The sequence below is a fragment of the Amycolatopsis orientalis DSM 43388 genome (genome assembly GCF_000411975.1).
In the GTDB taxonomy this organism is placed as follows: Bacteria; Actinomycetota; Actinomycetes; order Mycobacteriales; family Pseudonocardiaceae; genus Amycolatopsis; species Amycolatopsis orientalis_D.
In genome coordinates, this window is the sequence record NZ_ASXG01000073.1 from 22,209 (window position 1) to 44,139 (window position 21,931).

Consider the following 21,931-nt stretch of genomic DNA (forward strand, 5'->3'; position numbering starts at 1 on the left):
GTCAGCTGTGCCGCGGCGGGTCCTGCGCGCCGACGCCCAGCACGCGGCCGAGCGCGATGAGGCCCTCGTCGAGGTGGCTCAGGCTGGACAGCACGGCGCGGGTCTCGGCCTCGTCGATCCGGTCGGCGACCGGCGTCCCGTCGTCGCGGACGAGTTTGCGCGTGCGCGTGCCCGGGTTGCTGACCGCCTCGTGCACGAGGTCGACGTTCGCGATGATCCGGCCGGCGAACTGGTCCAGCCGCTCGGATACCGGTCCGGCGAGCTGGCCGGGCTGGGCGCGGGCGGCCACGTGCCGGGCGCGGAAGGCGATGCCCTCCAACGTGGTCAGGACGTGCCAGCCGTAGTCGCGGCGGGCGCTGCGCAGGTTGATCGGGTGGGTGAGCGGTTCGATGGTCAGCCGCACCTGCTCGACCGCGCGGTCGAGGTCGCGGGACATCTCGATGATGTTCACGTTCTCGCGGCCGGACAGCAGCTTCGCGGCCGACTCCACGAACTCGTGCAGTTCGTCGAGCGCGACCGCGATGTCGTCGAGCATCACCGCGCGCGTGCGGACCGGCAGCACCACGACGGCGGCGAGCAGGCCGCACGCCGCGCCGACCGCGGTCTCGGCGACCCGGATCCACAGCACCTCGATGCTGAACGTGCCGAGCAGGCTGTAGAGCAATCCCAGCATGCTGGTCACGAAAAAGGCCATCAGGAACTGCGAAACCCGCGCGGTGTAGACCATGCCGAACACGCAGACCAGCAGCAGCGCGAGGATCGCCGGGGTGTTGCCGCTGACCAGGAGCGCCAGCGCGACGCCGCCGACGATGCCCAGCAGGGTCCCGCCGGTGCGGCGCATGCCCTTCACGAACCGCGCGCCCGCGCTGGACGTGCCGATGAACACGACGAACACCGTCAGCACCGCCCAGTACCAGCGCTGCGGCGAGATCAGCTGCCCGGCCAGCACGGCGAGCCCGCCGCCGAGCACGGCCTGGATCGCGCCGCGCGTCTGGTTGTCGTAGGCGAACGCCTTGGTCGGTTCGTCTTCCTCGTCCTCTTCGGCCGGCAGCTCCGCTCCCGCCTGGCGGTTCGCGATCCGCTGCGCCCGGTCGTCCGCGACGGCCAGTTCGGCGATCGCGCGGCGGACCCCGTCGCCGGGGTGGGCGCGTTCGTCGATCCGGCTGCCTTCGACGAGCATCCGGCTGTACTCGCCGGTCTGGCTGATCAGGGGCAGGTCGCGCGGGTCGCGCTCCATCAGCGACCGGAACCGCGCCAGCCGGGCCACCAGATCGTCGGCGACGCCCTCGGGCAGCGGCCGCGAGCACGTCCGCCGGACGGTGATCACCAGCCACTGCACGGCCAGCTCCACCTCGATCACCCGGCGGCGCAGCTGGTCGGCGCGGCGGTCGTCGACCACGTCCGGGGCGTGGTCCTCGATCAGCAGGACCACCTCGTGCAGCCGCTCCACCGCGGTGCGGATCTGCCGGTTGCTGCGGTCCGAACCGCCGGACGAGATGTAGGCCTCGCTGGCCCGCACCGCCGCGCCGAGCCGGGCCCGGAACGCCTGCCGGTAGCGGATCAGCTCGCTTTCGGCGTTGCGGCGCAGCAGAAGGAACCGCACGACCGCGTTCGCCGCGACGCCGATCGCCAGCGCGATCAGCAGATGCGGCACCTGCGCGAGGTGCGCTTGCAGGAACATCGGGAAGAAGAACAGGAAGAACGCCATCGACCCGAGCGCGGTGCCGCGCGGGCCGAACCGCTGGACGTACACCGCGACGAAGATCAGCAGCACAAACACGACGCTGTCGAGCGGCGCGTAGGCGGAGCCGAAACAGGCGGCGGTAATCGACGCGGTCCCCACCACCAGGGCGAGGAGCAGTGTGACGGCCTGGCCGCCGCTGGTCGCGTCGTTGACGGTGAACGCGCTCATCATCGCCGCGATCGCCGCGACGAGCGTGGTGGTGAGCGGGAAATGCAGCGGCTGCAGCGCGAGGACCGCGAGCACGATGCCGAGCACCGCCGACGCGGCGAGCCGCAGCCGGACGAGACCGGGGTCGGCTGCCGCCAGCCGGTCCAGGAAGGCGTTGCGCACATCGGTGATCATCGGGCCAGCAGCTCCCACTGGGCGAGGGCGACGCGCCGCCGGGTCGAGGCGCGGACCCGCAGCCGGTAGTGCCGGCAGGCGGCGGGTTCGGCGAGCACGAACGGCCGGGTCTGGCGCCGCCAGCGGAACACCTCGCCGGAGCGTTCGTCCAGGGTCCGCCACTGCCGGCCGTCGTCGGATCCCTCGAGCACCCAGTCCCGCGGATCGCCTTCGCGGCTGCCGGAGGTCAGCGTGTAGAGGACGACTTCACGCGGCTCGCCGTCGGCGGTGAAGGCGATGGTCGGCGTTGGCGTGCGGAAGACGGCTTGGGTGCGGCTGGTGTTGTCCGTCAGCGCGGCGATGCCGGTGCCGGCGAGGTCTTTCAGCGGCGCGGGGGCGACCGGGGTGACCGGTTGGGCGCCCCAGTCGCCGGGTTCGGCGCGGACGTCGAACTCCAGCACGGCGCCGCGGGCCAGGACCGCGTGCGCGAGCGTGGCCGAAGGGTGCGGTTCGCCGTCGACTGTCAGCCCGTGCACGTACGGCGTGTCGGTCGCGCTGTCGGCGGTCGCGGCGCGGGGTGCTCGGATCACCAGGTCCTTTCCGTTCTCGAGGTGCACGGTGGCGGAGCGGAACAGCGGCGCGCACATCGCGTACCGCGGGCTGCCGACGGTCAGCGGGTAGAGACCGAGGGCGGTGAAGACATACCAGGCCGACATTTCCCCGTTGTCCTCGTCCCCGGGGTAGCCCTGGCCGAGTTCGCCGCCGAGGTACAGCCGGCGCAGCACCTCGCGGACGGTCCGCTGGAGTTTCGCCTGCGCCCCGGCGAACGCGTAGACGAACGGGATGTGGTGCGAGGGCTGGTTGGAATGCCCGTACTGGCCCATCCGCACGTCCCTGGCCTCGGTCATCTCGTGGATCCGGCCGCCGTGGCCGGTCTCCGGGAGCCGGAAGAACTCGTCGAGCTTCGCCTCGAGACCCGCCGGTCCGCCGTGCAGCGCGGCGAGACCGGGACCGTCGTGCGGCACGGAGAACGCCGTGTTCCAGGCGTTGGTCTCGACGTAATCCGGGCCCCACTCGGTCGGGTCGAATCCGGCGGCGGGACGCCGCCAGCCGCCGTCGAGGGTGCGGCCCTGGAAGAAGCCGATCCGCGCGTCGAAGTGGTGGGCGTAGTGCTGGGCGCGCTGGCGGAAGTAGACGGCGTTGTCGGCGAACCGGCGGGCTCGCGCGCCGCTGCTTTCCCGGGCGAGCGCGTCGGACAGGTTGGCGAGACCGAAGTCGTTGAGGCAGCCTTCGAGCGCCCAGGACAGGCCGCCGCGCGTCGAGGTCGGCGTGTAGCCGAGGAACGCGGACCGGTCGAGTCCCTTGCGGCCCACGCCCTTGCGCGGCGGCGTGACGGTGGCGTTCTTGAGCGCGGCGTCGTAGGCGGCCTCGACGTCGAAGTTCGTGACGCCCTTCAGGTACGCGTCGGCGAACGCGACGTCGGAGCTGGTGCCGGTCATCAGGTCGGCGTAGCCGGGGGAGGACCAGCGGGCGATCCAGCCGCCTTCGCGGTACTGCTGCACGAAACCGTCGATCATCCGGCCGCACTGGCGCGGCGCGAGCAGCGCGTACGCGGGCCATGCGGTGCGGTAGGTGTCCCAGAAGCCGTTGTTGACGTACAACTCGCCGTCCACGACTTTCGCGCCGGTGCGCCGCCGGGTGCTCGGCCGGAGACTCCGCACGACCGGGCTCGCGTGCCGGATGCCGCGCGGCGTGTTCTCGTGTGCGACGTTCGGGTACAGGAACAGCCGGTAGAGGCACGAGTAGAAGGTGGTCAGCTCGTCCTCGGACGCGCCCTCCAGTTCGACCCGGCCGAGCACCTCCTGCCAGCGTTCCCGCGCCCGCTGCCGGACCCGGTCGAACGTCGTGCCCGCCGGGATTTCCAGCGCCAGGTTGCGTTTCGCCTGTGCGAGGCTGATCAGCGACGTCGCGATCCGCAGCGTGACCTCGGGCGCGGCGAACTCCAGGCGCCCGGTCACCGTCCGCCAGAACGGCCGCCGGATCCGTCCGCCGCCGGACGGCCGCTGGTCCGCCTCGGCGTAGACGAACATCCGCCGCGCACCGGCCGACAGCCCGCTGCGCACCCACGTGTGCCCGGTGACGATCCCGCGCTCGGCGTCGATCCGGACACCGCCGCGGTTGCGGGCGTTGTCGAACAGCACCCAGCCGCGGCCCGGCGGGAACGCGAACCGGACCATCGCCGCGTGCTCGGCCGGCGCGACCTCGGCGGTGATCCCGCCGCGAAACCGGACGCGGTAATGGTGCGGCCGGTCGGTCTCGTCGTCGTGGCTGAACTCCAGCGAACGCCGCACGCGATCGGACTCGACCGGACCGGTGCCGGGCATCAGGTGGAAGGTGTGCCGGTCGCCCATCCACGGGCTCGGCTGGTGGCTGAGCCCGAACGCCTGCAGCCGCGGTTCGTTCCGGGCGTCGTTGTGCCGGTGGTAGGAGTAGAACCAGTTCAGCGCTCGCGCGTCGGTGACCGGGGTCCAGAAGTTGAACCCGTGCGGCACCGCGGTGGCCGGGAAGGTGTTGCCGCGCGAGAACTCGGCGCTGGAATGCGTGCCGCGAGTCGTCCGGACCCAGTCGACGGGGTCCTTGCGCTCCGGCGGATGCTCGGCGATCCGGACGTCGTCCAGCCAGCCCGTCCCGTCGCCGTCGAACGCGGTCACCAGCAGGATCTTCCGCACCCGCCGTCCCTCGAACGCTTTCAGCGGACGGCGCACCAGGTTCCATTGGTCGACGTAGAGCGTCTCCGGATCCGGGGAGAACGCGGCGCGGCTACCGTCGGCGAACTCGACGTCGAGCGCGACGCGCGTGCTGCGGTAGCTCGGCAACGGACCGTCCGACGCCGGGAAGACCACATACGACAGTGCACTGTGGTCAGTGACCGGAATGTCCACCTCGAACAGCACGACCGGCGGCCCGGCCCGGTAGCGCAAGGCCTTCGCCCCGGTGAACCCGACGCCGGTCTTCGCGGTCGGCGACCGGCGCGGCCCGCTGTCCACCCGCACTCCAGAGGCGACCGGCTGCGGATCGCCCGCTTCGAACGAGGAGAAGAACGCAGCCGTGGTCACGCCCCCACGGTAATCGCTCCCGCACCGGCCGTGCCGGATCAGCTCGCGGTGAGCCGGATCAACCCCGCGTCGGTGGAGGCGAACCCGCAGGCGTCGAAGTAGAACGGGCGCAGGCGCGGTTCGAAGTCCACGTGCAGCCACTCGCAGCCCGCGTCCCGGGCGGCGTCCCGCGCGCGGCGGACGAGTTCGGCGCCGATGCCGCGGTGCTGCCAGTCCGCGTGCACCTTCGGGTCGAGCAGGAACGCGTGGTCCGCGCCGTCCCACGCCACGTTCGCGAACCCGACCAGCGCGTCGCCGTCGTGCGCGCTGACCCAGCCGAGGCTGTGCCGCCGCGCCCGGTCCCACCAGCCGGGTTCCGCGTTCCCGCCGTGCGCTTCGGTGAGGGCGACGAGCTGCGCGTCGGTGAGGTCGGCGCGCCAGGCGTAGTTGATCTTCATCGCCCGACGCTCTCACGGGACCGCACCCGCGAGCGACCCAATAAAGCCGTGAAGGGCTCCTTGAGGGAATCTGATTCCCTCAAGGAGCCCTTCACGGACAATCGATCAGAGCTGCGCGCACTGCCCGGCGGACGGACCGCGGACGGTGTTGGCGAGGTCGTGATCGGTCGGGGCGGGGGAGTTGCCCGTGCAGGCCAGCGGCCCGCCCACGGTGCTGCTCGTGATCAGCGGCCCCTGGTTGCCGGTCAGGTTCACCGGGCCGGAGATGTCGGTCAGCTCGATCGACACCGGACCGGTGCTGCCGGTGATCGACACCGGGCCGGCCACCTTCGTCCGGTTCAGCACCACCTGTGCCGCACCCGCCGCCGCGACCGGGCCGGTGATCTGGCCGCCGCGCACGATCAGCGAAGCGCCGCGCGCCACGTTCACCGGACCCGACACCGTCGCGCCGTTCAGGCAGACCACCCCGCTCGACACGGTCAGCGGACCGTTCTGCACACCGGTCAGCGTCTTCGTGCACGACGCGTCCGGACGGCCCAGCAGCTCGAGCTCCGACAGGGTCGCCGGGCCGCCGGTGGTCGCGGTGATCTCCAGCCGGTAGTAGGCGTAGTGCGCCGGGTTCTTCACCGCGAACGCCCGGGTCTGCTGCCGCCACGGGAAGGTCTGGTCGGTCTGCTGATCGGCGACCGTCCAGTTCTTCCCGTCATACGAACCCTTCAGCGTCCAGCTCTTCGCGTCGCCCGCTCCGGTGCCGGAAGTGAGCGTGTAGTGCGTGACCGCCTCGTCCGTCGACTTCAGCTGGTACTGCACCGCACCGGTCACCTTCGCCTGCGTGCGCGAGGTGTTGTCCAGCAACGCCGACGCGTCCGAACCGTCCGAAGTGGACAGCGTGCCCAGCCCCGGCCCGGTCTCGTCGTGCAGCGGCGTCGGCGCCGCGTCGCCCGTGGTGATCGACTTCGGCGCGTCGTCCGGGCCGGTGCCCCACGCCGACGGGTTCGGGCCCATGTCGAAATCGAGCGTGGCGCCGTGGGCGAGCACGTCGTGCGGCAGCGACGTCGACGTCCAGTTCTTCCCGTTGACCTTCAGGCCCTGCACGTAGACGTTCTTCGCCGAGTTCTTCGGCGCGTTGATCACCAGGTCCCCGCCGGGCAGGTGCACGGTCGCCTTCGTGAACAGCGGCGACCCGATCGCGTAGTTCGGGCTGCCCATCTGCAGCGGGTAGAAGCCCAGCGAGCTGAACACGTACCACGCGGACATCTCGCCGTTGTCCTCGTCGCCCGGATAGCCCTGGCCCAGTTCGCTGCCGGTGTACAGCCGCGACACCGCTTCGCGCACCTTCGCCTGCGTCTTCGCCGGCTGGCCCGCGTAGTCGTACATGTAGAGGATGTGGTGCGAAGGCTGGTTGGAGTGGCCGTACTGGCCCATCCGCACGTCCCGCGCCTCCCGCATCTCGTGGATCGTGCCGCCGTAGCTGCCCGGGTAGTTCGCGGTCTCCTGGTCGGCGAAGAACGCGTCGAGCTTGGCGCCCAGCTTGTCCTTGCCGCCGTAGAGATCCGCCAGCCCCTGCCCGTCCTGCGGCACGGTGAAGGCCATGTTCCAGCCGTCGGTCTCGGTGTAGTCCCCGCCCCACACCCGCGGGTCGTAGGACGCCTTGTCCTTCGTGAACCTCCCGCTCGCGTCCTTGCCCTGGAAGAACCCGGCGCTCGGGTCGAACAGGTTCACGTACTGCTGCGCCCGGCTCGTGAAGTACTGGTAGTTCTCCAGGTACTCCGCCTTGCGCGGATCGTTCGCCGCGGCCGTGTCGTAGAGCTTCTTCGACATGTTCGCGATGCCGAAGTCGTTGACGTAGCCCTCGATCGCCCACGAGAAGCCCTCGCCGGTCGAATTCGGCGTGTAGCCGAGGAAAATCGACTGGTCCAGACCCTTGCGGCCGACCGCCGAGTTCGGCGGCGTCACCGTCGCGTTCTTGAGCGCCGCGTCGTAGGCCGACTTGACGTCGAAGTTCGTGACGCCTTTCTGGTACGCGTCGGCGAACGCGACGTCGGAGCTGGTGCCGGTCATCAGGTCCGCGTAACCGGGGGAGGACCAGCGCGCGATCCAGCCGCCGTCGCGGTACTGCTGCACGAACCCGTCCGCCATCTTGCCCGCCATGTCCGGCGTGAGCAGCGAATACGCCGGCCAGGTGGTGCGGTAGGTGTCCCAGAACCCGTTGTTGACGTAGGTCTGGCCGTCGACGATCTTCGACCCGGTCCGCGTCGCGGTGTCGGCGCCGGTCTTCGGCGACACCGGGCTGGCGTACTGGTACTTCGGCGCTTCCTTCGTGCCGACGTTCTCGAAACCCTCGTTCGGGTACAGGAACAGCCGGTACAGGTTGGAGTACAGCGTCTCCAGCTGGTCCTTCGACGCGCCCTCGACCTCGATCACGCCGAGCTGCTTGTCCCACGCCTGCTGCGCCGCGTCCCGCACCTGGTCGAACCCGGCGTTCGGGGCGATCTCCTGCTCCAGGTTCTTCTTCGCCTGGTCCACGCTGATCAGCGACGTCGCGATCCGCATCGTCACGGTCTTGTCCGCGCCCGCGTCGAACCGGAGGTAACCGGTCACGTTGTCCCGGTTCTGCCCGGTCAGCTTGCCGCCGGCGGTGACGGGCTTGTCGAACGTCGCGTACACGAACATCCGCCCGGCGCCCGCGGACAGGCCGCTCTTGGCGTCGGAGTACCCGCTCAGCGTGCCGTGCGCCGGGTCGAGCGTGAGCCCGCCGGAGTTGTTGACGTTGTCGAAGATCAGGCTCGAATCAGCGCCCGGGAAGGAGAACCGCATCATCGCCGCGTGGTCGGTCGGCGCGATCTCGGTCTTGATCCCGTTCTGGAACGTGACGCCGTAGTAGTGCGCCCGCGCGACCTCGTTGTCGTGCGTGAACGGCAGCGCCCGCTTGTCGCGGTTCGCGTCCGGCACCCCGCTGGCGGCTGACGGCATCACCTGGAAGCTCTGCCGGTCGCCCATCCACGGGCTCGGCTCGTGGCTCACGCTGAACGCCTGCAATGCGGGAAGATTGTCCGCGTTGTTCTGCGAGTGGTAGTTGTACAGCCAGCTCGCCGACCCCGCGTCGGTCACCGGCGTCCAGAAGTTGAACCCGTGCGGCACCGCGGTCGCCGGGAAGTTGTTGCCGCGCGAGAACGTGCCGTTCGCCATGGTGCCGCGCGTGGTGAGCACGTTGTCGCTGGGCCGGGTGCTGGCCGGCGGCGTCGGCGTCGCGGAGATCTTCAGATCGTCCAGCCAGCCGGCGAACTGCGCCGGGCCGTTCGGGTTGTCGTAGCCGATCGCGATCCGGTCGATCGTCTTGCCCGCGGCGACCCGCCCGATCGCCGAGCGCACGAGGTTCCACTGGTTGGCGTAGAGGACCTTGCTCGCGCCCTGGCCCTCCGGCGTCAGCGGGAACCCGTACTGGTCGGTCGCGCCGAGATCGCGCAGGTGCGTGCCGTCGGTGAAGTCCAGGTCGACCGCGACGTTCGTGCTCGGGTACTTCAGGTCGCCCTCGACGAACTGCGGCTGCACCTTGTACGACAGCTCGGTCGTCCCGGTCACCGGGAGGTCGACGTCGTAGATCTTGTTGTAGGAGTAGCCGTGTCCGGCGCTGGGCTGGCTGCCGGAGTACCGGAACGCCTTCTTCCCGGTGAACCCGACGCGGTTCTTGTTGGTGTAGCCCGACGTCGGGCCGGAGTCGACGACGCTTCGCATGTTCGGCAGCGGCGGCGGAGCCGGATCGTCGTTGGCCAGCAGCAGCTCGGACATCTGCATGATGTCGTCGCCGTTGTTGCGCGTGACGTTCAGCCGGTAATACGTGTAGGCGGCGCTCGGCGCGGTCAGCTTGTAGTCGTTCTGCTGGAAGCGGTTGGCGAACGACTGCCCGGACTGCTTGTCCAGATCCGTCCACTGCTGCGCGTCGTTCGAGCCCTGCAGCGTCCAGTCCCGCGGGTCCCGGCCGGGGAAGTCGTTGGCCGAACTGACCGCGTAGTGCGTGATCGAGGTGGGCGCGGAGAGCGTGAACGTCACCGACGCGGTCGGATCCCACGAGAGCCACTTCGTGGCGGTGCTGCCGTCGACCAGGTTCGCGGCGACCTCGCCGCCGCCGGTGTTCTCGCTGGTCGCGGTGATGTCGGTGATCTTGCCCCGGATGTCGCCGGGGATGGTGGTCCCGTTCGCGCCGTTGACTCCCGAAGCGCGCGGCTTCCCGGCGGCATCGGTGTCGACGGCGTCCTGGATCGGTTGCGGGTCGTTCGGCTCGAACGACGAAACGAAGTCCGGCGGGGCGGCCTCGCCCGGCGCGGCACCGGCCGCGGCGGGCAGGACGACCAGGCCCGCCGCCGCCACCGCCGCGGCGAGCACGGCGTGCAACGGTCTGGCGCTTCGGGGCATCATTGCTCCCAGTTCGTCAGGGGATCGGGGGCCCGGGGCTCGGAGGAATCCCGGGGCCCCGGAAGCTCAACTCGCGGGTGACATCGATGTCAAGGCCGCTCCGCAAACCTGACCGGAAACGGACAACCCTCGGCGGCCCCGCTACGGCAACCGGGTGGCGGCTCCGTCGCGGCCGGCTTCGCTCGATGCCGCAGGGGCGCGTTCCGAGCCGGAGCGCCCAACCCTCGGCCAGTCGAACGCACCGGAGCCCAGGCCCGGCGGGTATAACGGAGTCCATGCCAGACGACGCCATCGACCCCGACGAGGACGCCCGCCGCCGGGCCGGACTCGCGCTCGCCAACGGCGACCCCACCGGGTGGTTCGAGCCCCTGTACGCCGCGGCGGAAGCGGGCGAGGCCGTCCTGCCGTGGTACCGCGGCGAGCCCTCGCCGGAACTCGCCGCGTGGGTCGCCGAGCGGCCCGGCAACGGCCGGCGCGCGCTCGTCGTCGGCTGCGGGATGGCCGACGACGCCGAACTCCTCGCCGCGGCCGGCTACGAGACCTCCGCCTTCGACGTCTCGCCCAGCGCGATCAAAGCCGTGCTCAACCGCTTCCCGGACACCGTCGTCTCCTACCGCACCGCGGACCTGCTCACCCCGCCCGCGGAATTCCACTACGCGTTCGACCTGGTCGTGGAGATCATGACCGTCCAGTCGATGCCCAAGGACGTCCACGACCCGGCCATCGCCTCGGTGTCCGGATTCGTCGCGCCGGGCGGCACGCTCGTCGTCGGCGCGGTCGCCGAGGAAAGCATCGACCTCGACACCTGGGAGGGTCCGCCGTGGCCGCTCAGCAAAGCCGAGGTCGAATCCTTCGCCCGCGACGGGGTCGCCCTGACCTCGCTGCGGCGGGTCCGCGACGACAGCCGCTGGTGGGCGGAGTTCACCCGATGACCCCCGAGGACCGTCCCGCCACCAGCCACGAACGCGAAGCCGGGCGTCCGTGGGACGAGTCCTATCAGGACGGTCCGGCGCCGTGGGACCTCGGACGCCCGCAGCCGGCGATCGTCGAACTCGCCGCCGAGGGCGCGTTCCGCGGCAGGGTGCTCGACGCCGGCTGCGGCACCGGGGAGAACGCGCTGCACCTCGCTGCCGCCGGACTGTCCATTGTGGGCATCGACGTCGCGGAAACCGCGGTCGCGCAGGCACAAGAGAAGGCCCGCGACCGCGGTCTGGCGGCCGAGTTCTTCGTCGGCGACGCGTTCCGGCTGTCCGATCTGGACCGGACCTTCGACACGGTCCTCGACTGCGGCCTGTTCCACACCTTCGACGCCCGGGAACGCCAGGCCTACGTCGCCAGCCTCGCGTCCGTCACCGGACCGGGCGCGATGGTGCACATCCTGTGCTTCCGCGACGCGGGAGCCGAATCCGGGCCGCATCCCGTCACCCGCGCCGAATTCGAAGCACCGTTCCATCCCGAAACCGGTTGGCGGATCGAGACAATGCGGGACAGCCGGATCGTCGCGAGGTTCGCGCCGGACGGCCTTCCCGCCTGGCTCTCGACGATCCGGCGCGTCGACGCCTGACCGCTCAGCAGGACTCCAGGAACCGCGTCAGCACGCGCGTCCCGAATCGGAGTCCGTCCACCGGCACCCGTTCGTCCACGCCGTGCGCCATGGCCCGGTACGGGAAGCCTTCCGGCAACGCCAGGGGAGCGAAGCCGTAGCACGCCATTCCCAGCTGGCTGAACGCCTTCGCGTCCGTCCCGCCGCCCATGCAGTACGGCACCACGACCGCTTCCGGGTCCTCCGCCCGCAGCGCGCCGGCCATCGCGTCGAACCACGGCGAGTCGACCGGAGCCTGCACCGGCGGCTGATGCGCGACGAACTCCCGCGTGACCCCCTCGCCCAGCAGCGAATCCACCACCGCGAACAGTTCGTCTTCGGTCCCCGGCAGCACCCGGACGTCGACCTGCGCGGTGGCGGTCGACGGGATGACGTTCACCTTGTAGCCGGCGTCGAGCATCGTCGGCGTGGTGCTGTTGCGCACCGTCGGCACCACCAGCGATCCGGCCGCACCCAGCCGCGCCACGGTCGCGTCGACCGCGTCGCCCGACGACAGGTCCACCGGCACGCCGAGCGCCGCACCGGTCCGCTTCAGGAACGCCCGCACGGTCGGCGTGAGCTGCACCGGCCAGCGGTGCTCCGCGATCCGCTGCAGCGCTCCGACCAGCCGCACGACCGCGTTCTCCGCGTTCGGCCGCGACCCATGCCCGGCCCGCCCGCGCGCGGTGAGCCGCAGGTGCGCGGTCCCGCGCTCGGCGGTGGCGACCGGATACAACCGCACCTTCCGGCCGTCCGCGGCGGGCACGTGGTAGCTGTACCCGCCGGACTCGCTGATCGCCGCCGCGCAGCCCTCGAACAGGTGCGCGTGCTCCTTGACCAGCCAGTGCGCGCCGTAGTCGCCGCGGTCCTCCTCGTCGGCCACGAACGCCAGCACGAGATCCCGCCGCGGCCGCAGCCCGGACGCGACGGCGGCCAGCACCATCGCGCAGAAATCCTTCATGTCGACCGCGCCCCGGCCCCACAGGAACCCGTCGCGCACCTCGCCGGAGAACGGCGGTACAGACCAATCGGCCGCGGCCGCGGGCACCACGTCCAGATGCCCCTGCACGAGGAGCGCGGGCAGCGTCGGATCGGCGCCCGGGATCCGCGCGAGCACGTTCGCCCGCTGCGGCTCGGACTCCAGGATCCGCGCGGAAACCCCGTGCCGGTCAAGGAATTCGGCGACGTACTCGGCGGCGAGCCGTTCGCCCGCGGCCTCTCCGCCGCCGTAGTTGGTGGTGTCGAACCGGATCAGGTCCGCGCACAGCGAAACGACGTCGACCTCAGCCATAAATGCCCTGCACCGCCCCCGCCGCGATGGCCGTGACCACCTTGAACGCCTTCATCGCCTCGGTCATGCTCGGCGCCTCGAACGCGACCCGGCGCGTCCCGGTCTGCTCCACGGTCGGGATCACCGCGGTCGCCTGGGCCAGATGGCTCGCGTCGAACTCGACCTCGATCCGGTGCCGCCCCGGCGTCCGCTCGACGCTTCCGGCGCGCGCCATCGCCTCGCGCGCGCCCGTTTCCAGCAACCGCGCGGTGCGCGCGGGCGGCAGGCAGATCGCCGCGTACCGGCTCACGCATTCCTTGACCTGCACCAATTCCGCGTCCGGCGCGTAGTCGCGGGCGTCGTCGCAGGTCTGGTCGTCGCCGCTGACCAGCAGCACCGGCACGCCGTACTCGCCGGCCATCGCCGCGTTCAGCCTGCCCTCGCTCGCCGGCACGTCGTCCAGCCACACGCCGGTGATCTGGTTTTCCAGGTAGGTGTGCGACAGGACGCCGTCGAAGCCGGCCCCGGCGTGGTAGCCGAGGAACACCACACCGTCCACACCGGAATCGATGCCCTGCATCATCGACAGCGGCTTGTGCCGCCCGGTCAGCATCCGCGCGCGTTCGTCGAGGTCTTCCAGCAGCAGGTTGCGCTGCGACGAATGGGCCTCGTTGACGAGCACATCGGTCGCGCCCGCCGCGTACAAGCCGGCCAGCACCGCGTTGACGTCGCCGGTGAACAGGCGCCGGAACCGCTGCCACTGCGGGCTCCCGGGCACGACGTCGTCGGTCCAGGTGACTCCCGTGGCGCCTTCCATGTCGGCCGAGATCAGGATCCGCATGCCGGGCACTCTAGTGATCCGCGCCGCGACCATAACGATCGGACACGCACCGGTGCTGTCACATATTGCGCGCTTCCCGCCGTATGTGGTTACTTTTCGTCTCTGGGGTCGGGGATGGACGATGGGGTGGTTCTCAAGTGCGAAATAAGCACAGGCGGCACGCGCTGCGCCGCGTTTTCGGTGTCCTGACGGCAGGAACGCTGGCGATTCTGCCGTTGGCAGGCACCGGAGCGGCACAGGCGGCACAACCGCAGGGGCAGCCGAAGGTGCTGCGGGTGGCGCTGACCACTGGTATCGACCACTTGAACCCGTTCACCGCCGGGCTCGCCGCGTCGACCCAGGTCGGCCGGTTCATCTACGAGTTCCTGACGATCCCGTCGCAGGACAAGGCCGAGGCCGCGCCCGCGCTCGCCGAATCGTGGTCGACGTCGCCGGACAAGCTGACCTGGACGTTCAAGATCCGCCAGGGCGCGAAGTGGTCCGACGGGCAGCCGGTCACCGCCAAGGACGCCGCGTTCACCTTCAACCGGATGCTCACCGACTCCACCGCGCGCACCGCGAACGGCAACTACGTCGCGAGCTTCGAGTCGGTGAACGCGCCGGACGACCGCACGCTGGTGATCAAGACCAAGACCGTGCAGTCGTCGATGACCCTGCTCGACGTCCCGATCGTGCCCGAGCACGTGTGGTCGCGGATCAAGGACCTCAACGACCCGAAGACCGACACGATCCCGGTCGTCGGCGTCGACGACGGGCCGTTCCAGATCACCGAGTACAAGCAGAACGAGTACGTCAAATTCAAGGCCAACAAGAACTACTGGCGCGGCGCGCCCAAGGTCGACGAGCTGCAGCTGCTGGTGTTCAAGGACGTCGAGGCCGCGGTGAACGCCCTCAAGCAGGGCGAGGTCGACGTGATCAACCGGCTCACCCCGACGCAGTTCGACGCGCTCAAGGGCCAGCCGAACATCGAGCTGAACAAGGCCCCCGGCCGCCGCTACAACGCGCTCAACCTCAACTTCGGCGTCGAGAACTCCGAGAACAAGCCGATCGGCAACGGCAACCCGGTGCTCAAGGACATCCGGGTGCGCCAGGCGATCGCGCAGTCGATCGACATCAAGACGATCGTGGACAAGGTCGCCGGCGGCTACGCCCAGCCCGGCGGCGGCGTCATCCCGCCGATCTACTCGGCCTACCACTGGGATCCGGCTCCGGGGGAGGCCCGCAAGTTCGACCTCGCCGCGGCCAACGCCGCGCTCGACGCGGCCGGCTATCCGAAGGGCCAGGACGGCATCCGCACCGCGCCCGGCGGCGCGCGCCTGGAACTGCGCCTCACCGGGCACGCGAACCGCGCGGGCGACCAGCGGCTCGCGCAATACCTCACCGGCTGGCTGCACGACATCGGCATCTCGGTGAAACAGGAACTCGTCTCCGACGACGAGCTGAACGACCGCACCAACGCGGGCAACTACGACCTCGCGATCTCCGGCTACGCGAACAACCCGGACCCGGACTACTCGCTGGCCCTGCACACCTGCGCCGCGCGGCCGAACGCCGAGGGCAAGGGCGCCACCACCGACACGTTCTTCTGCGACCCGCAGTACGACGCGCTCTACGCCAAGCAGCTCGCCGAAACCGACCCGGCCGTCCGCGCCGGCTACGTGAAGCAGGCCCAGGCGCGGCTGTACAGCCAGGCGGTGAACGTCGTCTACGACTACGACAACGCGCTCGAGGCCTACCGCTCGGACAAGTTCTCGTCGTTCGGCAAGCAGCCGCAGCCGGAGGGCTCGATCCTCGAGCAGACCGCCTACTGGGGCGTCTACGGCGCGGTCCCGGCCGACGCCTCGGCCGCCTCGTCGGACAGCGGCTCCAGCCCGGTCGTGTGGATCGTCGTCGGCGCGGTGGTGCTCGTCGTGCTCGTGGGCGGCGGCGTCGCGCTGTCCCGCCGCGGCAAGTCCGCCGACGACCGGGAGTAGGAGAACGTGAGCCAAGCCCTCGCGCCCGACCAGGCCTCGGTGCTCGCCGACCCCGACGAGCACCGAGGCGGCACCGGGACCCTCCGGTTCGTCCTGACCAAGATCGCCGAAGCCGCGGCCAGCGTGTTCCTCGTGATCGTCCTCGGGTTCTTCCTCTTCCGGCTGCTGCCCGGCGACCCGGTCGCGTTCATGGCCCGCGAACGCCCCACCGACCCCGGCCAGATCGCCGAACTGCGCGAACGGCTCGGCCTCGACAAGCCGATCCTGGCGCAGTTCGGCGACTACTTCGCCGGGCTCTTCCGCGGCGACTTCGGCGAGTCCTACATCGAGCGCCGCCCGGTGCTGGACATGATCGGCGAACGGCTGTGGCCGACCGTGCTGCTCGTCGGCAGCGCGACCGTCCTGGCCGTCGCGCTCGGGCTGTGGCTCGGCGTCCGCGCGGCGTGGAAGCGCGACAGCTTCTTCGACCGCGCGCAGACCGGCGTCGCGCTGACCTTCTGGTCGGTCCCGCAGTTCTGGCTCGGCCTGCTGCTGCTCGTCGCGACGAACGGGCTGTTCCCCAGCCGCGGCATGCACTCGCCCGACGCCGGGCCCGGGTTCTTCGCCCAGAGCCTCGACGTGCTGCACCACCTGTTCCTGCCGTGCCTGACGCTGCTCGCGGTGTTCTACGCGCAGTACATGCTGGTGATGCGCTCGTCGCTGCTGGGGGAGATGAACGCCGACTACCTCACCACCGCCCGCGCGAAAGGACTGCGCGACGACCTCGTCCGGCGCCGGCACGCGGTCCCGAACGCGCTGCTGCCGACGGTGACGCTGATCTTCATGCAGTTCGGCATGGTGGTCGCCGGCGCGGTCACCGTCGAAGCGGTGTTCAGCTGGCCCGGGCTCGGCCAGCTCACCTACGACGCGCTGCACGGCCCGGACCTGCCGGTGCTGCAAGGGGTTTTCATCGTCCTCGCCGGTGCCGTCGTCCTGATGAACCTGTTCGCGGAGCTGCTCTACCGCGTGCTCGACCCGAGGGTGCGTACCGCATGACAACCCCCGCGGCCACCGCCGCCGAAAGCGCCCGCGCGATCGCGTGGCGCCGCCGCCGCGCCGGAATCGCCCGCACCTGGCACGAATTCGCGACGCAGAAAGCCGCGCTCGCCGGGCTCTTCCTGCTCGCGCTCACCGTGCTGCTCGCCGTGCTGCTGCCGGTGCTCAGCGACCCGAGCGGCCTCGACGTCACCCGCGTCACCGGCAAACCGCTCAGCCCGCCGGACGGCCAGTTCTGGCTCGGCACCGACATCGACGGCCGCTCAGTGCTGCTGATGACCTTGTGGGGCACCCGGATCTCGCTGCTCGTCGGGTTCTGCGCGACCGTGCTCAGCGTGTTCATCGGCACCCTGATCGGCATCACCGCCGCGCACTTCGGCGGCTGGGTGTCGGCGATCCTGCTGCGGTTCACCGATTTCTTCCTGGTGCTGCCGTCGCTGGTGCTGGCGATCGCGCTGTCGGCCGTGCTGCCGCGCGGGATCTGGACCATCGTGCTCGCCATCGGCGTCACCGCCTGGCCCAGCACCGCCCGCCTGGTCCGCGCCCAGACGCTCACCATCGAGTCCCGCCCCTACATCGAACGCGCCCGCGCGCTCGGCGGCGGCCACCTGCACGTGATCGCCAAACACGTGCTGCCCGGCGTCGCCCCGCTCGTGCTCGCCAACACCACCCTCGTGGTCGGCAACGCGGTCATCGCCGACGCCACCCTGTCGTTCCTCGGCGTCGGCGACCCCACCGCGATCTCCTGGGGCGGGATGCTCGAAACCGCGCTCAACAACGGCGCGGTCACCCGCGGCGCCTGGTGGAACCTGCTCCCGCCGGGCATCGCGATCGTGGCCGTCGTCCTGATGTTCACCCTCGTCGGCCGCGGGCTGGAAACCGTGCTGAACCCGCGGCTCAAAGGACGGCACTCGTGACCGCGCTGCTCGAACTGAAAAACCTCGGCGTCACCTACCGCACCGGCGGCGGCGACGTGCCCGCGGTCCGCGGCGTCGACCTGCGCCTCGACGCGGGCGGCACGCTCGGCGTCGCGGGGGAGTCCGGCTCCGGCAAGTCCACCGTCGCGATGAGCGTGCTCCGGCTCCTGCCGCGCAGCGCGAAAATCACCGGCGAGGTCCTGCTCGACGGCGAGAACGTCAACGACATGCGCTGGGGCCGGCTGCGCGCGGTCCGCTGGGCCGAAGCGTCCGTGGTGTTCCAGGGCGCGATGCACGCGCTCAACCCGGTCCGCCGCATCGGCGAGCAGATCGCCGAGCCGATCCGGCTGCACGCGCCCGAAGGCAAGGCGCCGTCCGAAGCGCAGGTGCAGGCCCGCGTCACGGAACTGCTCGAACAGGTCGACCTGCCGCGCTCGCGGGCGAGCGCGTACCCGCACGAGCTGTCCGGCGGGCAGAAGCAGCGCGTGATGATCGCGATGGCGCTGGCCTGCGAGCCGCGCCTGGTCATCGCCGACGAACCGACGACGGCGCTCGACGTCATCGTGCAGGCCCAGGTGCTGTCGGTGCTGTCGAAACTGGTCGCCGAACGCGGCATCGGGCTGATCATGATCAGCCACGACCTGTCCGTCCTCGCCGCCACCTGCGAACGCATCGCGGTGATGTACGACGGCGAACTCGTCGAAGAACGCCCCAGCGCCGAGCTGATGTCCTCGCCGCGGCACGAACACAGCAAAGCGCTCGCCGCCGCGTTCCCGACCGTCGGCGACCCGGTCTCGCGCTACGCCCCGGCCACCGCCACGCCGCTGCCCCCGGAACCGGAGGAACGCGCCAGCTCCGACGCCGCGCCGCTGCTCGCCGCCGAGGACCTGCACGTCACGTTCCGTGACCGCAAGGGCAAGCGGATCCACGCCGTCAACGGAGTCGGCCTCCAGGTCCGCCGGGACGAGATCGTCGCGCTGGTCGGCCAGTCCGGCTCGGGCAAGACCACCCTCGCCCGCACCCTGCTCGGCCTGCAGAAACCCGACTCCGGCACGGTCCGCTACGCGGGCGAACCGGTGCCTTCGGCCGGGGCCGGGCTCCGCGCGTACCGGCGGGAAGTGCAGCTCGTGCTCCAGGACCCGACGAGCGCGCTGAACCCGGCCCACACCGTGTACGAGGCGGTCGCCGAAGGCCCGCGGATCCACGGCCTGCGCGGCGAACGCGACATCGTGCTGCGCGCGCTCGAAGCCGCCGAACTGCGCCCGCCGGAGAAATACCTCGACCGGCTGCCGCACGAACTGTCCGGCGGCCAGCGCCAGCGCGTCGTCATCGCCGGAGCGCTGGCGCTCGAACCGTCGCTGCTGCTCGCCGACGAACCGGTGGCGTCGCTGGACGCCTCGGTGCGCGGCGAGATCCTCGCCCTGCTGCTCCGGCTGCGCCGCCAGCTCGGCCTCTCCGCGCTCGTCATCACCCACGACCTCGGACTGGCCTGGAACATCGCAGACCGGGTCGCGGTGATGTACCGCGGCGAACTCGTGGAAACCGGTACCGTCGAACAAGTCCTGCTCGACCCGCGGCACGAGTACACGAAGTCGCTGCTCGCGGCGCTCCCCGGGGGCACCGCGCAGCGGGCTCCGGCCGACCGCTGACGGCGGTCCCGTCCGGGCGCGCGCCGAACGGAGCGCGCCCGGAGCCCGTGCGGGGCCAGCCGACTGCACCCGGTAATCTTCTGGATCGAAATGGCCACTACAATCGACGACGCGCAGCCGAACGCCGGCAGTCTCGGCCGGCAGTTCCTGACGCCCGCGCGCTTCCCCTACCGCACCATCGCGATGGGCACGGTCGGAAGCGCCCTTCTCATGCTCGCCGCGCTCGGCGCCGGCGGCATCCTCATCCGCGACCCCGTCCTCGGCCACGGCCCGCTGTCCTGGATCCGCTACGGCCACGGCCGCGCGCTCGCCAACGCGCTGCTCTACACCGGCTTCGCGCTCGTCGTGTGGGCGTGGGTCCGGCTCGGCCGCTACGCGCTCGCCGGGCGCATCGGCAGCAAGCCGATCCTCATCGCCGCGCTGTGCTGGATGGCGCCGCTGCTCGTGTCGCCGCCGCTGTTCACCCGCGACGTCTTCTCCTACCTCGGCCAGGGCGCGCAGCTGCTCTACGGGCTCGACCCGTACGCCAACGGCCCCGCCGAGCTGGCCGTGCTGCCGAACGTCGTGCAGAACGTGCACCCGCTGTGGCAGACTACGCCCGCCCCGTACGGTCCGCTGTTCCTGCTGATCTCCAAGGGCATCGTCGCGATCACCCAGGACCACATGATCGCCGGCGTCATCCTCACCCGGGTCGTGCTGCTCGTCGGGCTCGGCATGACGCTGTGGGCGCTGCCCCGGCTCGTCCAGCACCTCGGCGGGAAGCTCCCGGTCGCGCTGTGGGTCGCGGTCGCCAGCCCGATGATGGTCATCCACCTCTTCGGCGGCCCGCACAACGACCTGATGATGCTCGGCTTCCTCACCCTCGGGATGCTCGCCGCGCTCGAGCGCAAGCACGTCGTCGCGGTCGTCCTCGTCACCATCGGCATGCTGATCAAGCCGACCGCCGCCGTCGCGCTCCCGTTCATGGTGTGGATGTGGGCGGCCGACCTGGCCGGGCCGTCGAAGACGAAGAACTTCTTCAAGGCCGGGGCCGCGTCGGTCGCGCTGTTCCTGCCGGTGTTCGTCGTCGGCACCTGGGTCTCGCTCGGCTCGCTCAACCTCGGCTGGTGGTCCGGCCTCAAGGCCCCGCAGCTCATCACCAACTGGCTGAACTTCCCCAGCGGCATCGGCGAGGCGGTCTACAACCTCGTCCACCTCATCGCCAACGTCCAGCCCTCGCCGTTCGTCACCGTCGCCCGCGCCATCGCGATGGTCGGTCTCGTCGTGTTCGGCGTCCGCCAGTGGTGGCTCGCCCGCGGCGGCGGCAAGGAAGCCGTGTACCGCGCCGCGATCACGCTGCTGGCCGTCGCGATCCTCATGCCGCCGACCCTGCCGTGGTACCTCACCTGGGGCTTCGTGCTGATCTCCGCGTTCCCGTGGGAACGGCGCAACCTGTCGGCGATCGTGGCGATCTCGGTGTTCGTGACGCTCGTGTACTACCCGACCGGCGAGCAGGCGCTCTACGACTGGTGGTTCATCGCGATCGTCGTCGTGGTCAGCTTCTACGCCGCCGCGTCCCTGCTGCGCCCCGATCCGCTCGGCCTCGTCGCCGCGTGGCGGAAGACGCCGAAGGACGAGGAATTCCTCCCGGAAACCCCCGCCAAGTCCTCCTGAGGCGGTGGTCCCGGTTCCGCGCCGGGACCACCGCTCTCCGCGGCTACCCGCGGTCCGCGCGGTAATTCCGGAACAGCAGGTACGTGTCGAGAATGTCCGCCGGATCGCTCTCGACCGACCGGTAGATGCCCCACTTCGGCCGCACGTAGTCGCCCTGATCCGGCAGCTTCACCCCGGTCTCGCGCCCCTGCGCGGCGATCGGCGCGCCCGCCCCGGCGCCGCTGCGGAGCACGAACGCCGCCGCGCCCGCGTCACCCGGAGTGAGCGTCCACTCGGCCGTGATCCACTTCTCCCGCAACGGAGCCAGCTTCGCCGCCGCGATCGACGGCGAGCCCGGATTCGCGTACGCCCGCGCGGAAATCAGCTCGGTGCCGCCGTCGCGGACCAGATCGAGCGTCACCCACGGACCGGCGTTCGTCGCCGGGGTCTTCGTCTGGAAGATGTGCGTGAACCGGTTCGTCCCGTGCAGGCTCGCCGGGATGAACATCTCGTAGGACAGCGTCCACGTCTCGCCGTCGCGCATCTTCAGCACGGAACCGTTCTGCACCATGCCCTTCGTCTCGGTCCGCTGCCGATCCCCGCCGCCGGTCGTGTCGCGGTCGTCGCGCCAGATGCTGAACCGGTAGTGATTCCCCTCCGGCACCACGTACTTCCGGCCCGGGTGCAGACCGCCTCGATCGGCCTCGACGCCCTCGAACGCGTTCAGCCCGTCCTTCACCGGATCGGGATGCCACAACGGGCTCGCGGCCGTGGCGGATCGGGCCGGCGGACCGGTCAGGAACGGGACGGCGAGCGCCGACCCGGCGATCGTGCGCAGCGCCGTCCGGCGCGAAAAACCAGGGAATTCCGGCATCAGGGCGTGTCCTCTCCGAACAGGGAACGAAAGGGGCACATCGGCCGGCGGCGCAGTACATCCGATGTCTGGCAGGTCAAAGGTAAGAGTCTTGCCGAACCCGGTCAAGCGTCATCCGCAGGCTCGC

Annotated in this window: 14 protein-coding genes; 7 read left to right on the top strand and 7 right to left on the bottom strand. The window is 70.7% G+C overall.

Annotated elements, in window-relative coordinates; genetic code table 11:
- Position 1: 1 nt before the first annotated feature.
- From L942_RS12885 to L942_RS12900, 4 genes are all read right to left on the bottom strand, one after another.
- Complete coding sequence (locus L942_RS12885) at positions 2-2,086, bottom strand: FUSC family protein (protein ID WP_037359468.1); 2,085 nt, start codon at positions 2,084-2,086, stop codon at positions 2-4.
- Entirely contained in the window at positions 2,083-5,181 is a 3,099-nt protein-coding gene (locus L942_RS12890; RefSeq protein ID WP_037359472.1) for a GH92 family glycosyl hydrolase, read from the bottom strand. Before L942_RS12890 ends, L942_RS12885 begins: the two co-directional genes overlap by 4 nt.
- Before the next feature lie 38 nt (positions 5,182-5,219).
- Entirely contained in the window at positions 5,220-5,618 is a 399-nt protein-coding gene (locus L942_RS12895; RefSeq protein ID WP_037359475.1) for a GNAT family N-acetyltransferase, read from the bottom strand.
- A gap of 105 nt (positions 5,619-5,723) precedes the next feature.
- Positions 5,724-10,031, bottom strand: a complete 4,308-nt coding sequence (locus L942_RS12900; protein WP_037359663.1) for a GH92 family glycosyl hydrolase — start codon at positions 10,029-10,031, stop codon at positions 5,724-5,726.
- 275 nt (positions 10,032-10,306) lie between these two features.
- On the opposite strand from L942_RS12900, the gene L942_RS12905 reads away from it, so the two are divergent.
- Both L942_RS12905 and L942_RS12910 read left to right on the top strand, forming a co-directional pair.
- Entirely contained in the window at positions 10,307-10,963 is a 657-nt protein-coding gene (locus L942_RS12905; RefSeq protein ID WP_037359478.1) for a class I SAM-dependent methyltransferase, read from the top strand.
- Entirely contained in the window at positions 10,960-11,595 is a 636-nt protein-coding gene (locus L942_RS12910) for a class I SAM-dependent methyltransferase (protein WP_037359480.1), read from the top strand. Before L942_RS12905 ends, L942_RS12910 begins: the two co-directional genes overlap by 4 nt.
- 4 nt (positions 11,596-11,599) lie before the next feature.
- On the opposite strand, the gene L942_RS12915 is transcribed toward L942_RS12910, so the two are convergent.
- Both L942_RS12915 and L942_RS12920 read right to left on the bottom strand, forming a co-directional pair.
- The gene (locus tag L942_RS12915) at positions 11,600-12,904 is read right to left on the bottom strand and encodes a M20/M25/M40 family metallo-hydrolase (protein WP_037359483.1); all 1,305 of its coding nucleotides are present in this window, start codon (positions 12,902-12,904) and stop codon (positions 11,600-11,602) included.
- On the bottom strand, positions 12,897-13,724 hold the full coding sequence (locus L942_RS12920) for a M55 family metallopeptidase (protein WP_037359486.1): 828 nt from the start codon (positions 13,722-13,724) through the stop codon (positions 12,897-12,899). Before L942_RS12920 ends, L942_RS12915 begins: the two co-directional genes overlap by 8 nt.
- Positions 13,725-13,807: 83 nt before the next feature.
- Between L942_RS12920 and L942_RS12925 the strand changes: the two genes are divergently transcribed.
- The 5 genes from L942_RS12925 to mptB all read left to right on the top strand — a co-directional run bounded on the left by L942_RS12925 (position 13,808) and on the right by mptB (position 20,951).
- On the top strand, positions 13,808-15,697 hold the full coding sequence (locus L942_RS12925) for an ABC transporter substrate-binding protein (RefSeq protein WP_440201314.1): 1,890 nt from the start codon (positions 13,808-13,810) through the stop codon (positions 15,695-15,697).
- Between the two features lie 39 nt (positions 15,698-15,736).
- Positions 15,737-16,732 carry an ABC transporter permease gene (locus L942_RS12930; RefSeq protein ID WP_440201315.1) on the top strand — a complete coding sequence of 332 codons (996 nt, stop codon included), beginning with the start codon at positions 15,737-15,739 and terminating at the stop codon, positions 16,730-16,732.
- Positions 16,729-17,649, top strand: coding sequence for an ABC transporter permease (locus L942_RS12935; protein WP_051165912.1), 921 nt, complete (start codon positions 16,729-16,731; stop codon positions 17,647-17,649). Before L942_RS12930 ends, L942_RS12935 begins: the two co-directional genes overlap by 4 nt.
- Positions 17,646-19,298, top strand: a complete 1,653-nt coding sequence (gene nikE, locus L942_RS12940) for a nickel ABC transporter ATP-binding protein NikE (RefSeq protein WP_037359491.1) — start codon at positions 17,646-17,648, stop codon at positions 19,296-19,298. Before L942_RS12935 ends, nikE begins: the two co-directional genes overlap by 4 nt.
- A gap of 90 nt (positions 19,299-19,388) precedes the next feature.
- The gene (gene mptB / locus L942_RS12945) at positions 19,389-20,951 is read left to right on the top strand and encodes a polyprenol phosphomannose-dependent alpha 1,6 mannosyltransferase MptB (protein WP_037359493.1); all 1,563 of its coding nucleotides are present in this window, start codon (positions 19,389-19,391) and stop codon (positions 20,949-20,951) included.
- Positions 20,952-20,994: 43 nt separating this feature from the next.
- Here the strand turns inward: mptB and L942_RS12950 are convergent, their stop codons facing one another.
- Positions 20,995-21,804: a hypothetical protein gene (locus L942_RS12950; protein WP_037359495.1), complete on the bottom strand. Its 810-nt coding sequence runs from the start codon at positions 21,802-21,804 to the stop codon at positions 20,995-20,997.
- Positions 21,805-21,931 lie beyond the last annotated feature (127 nt).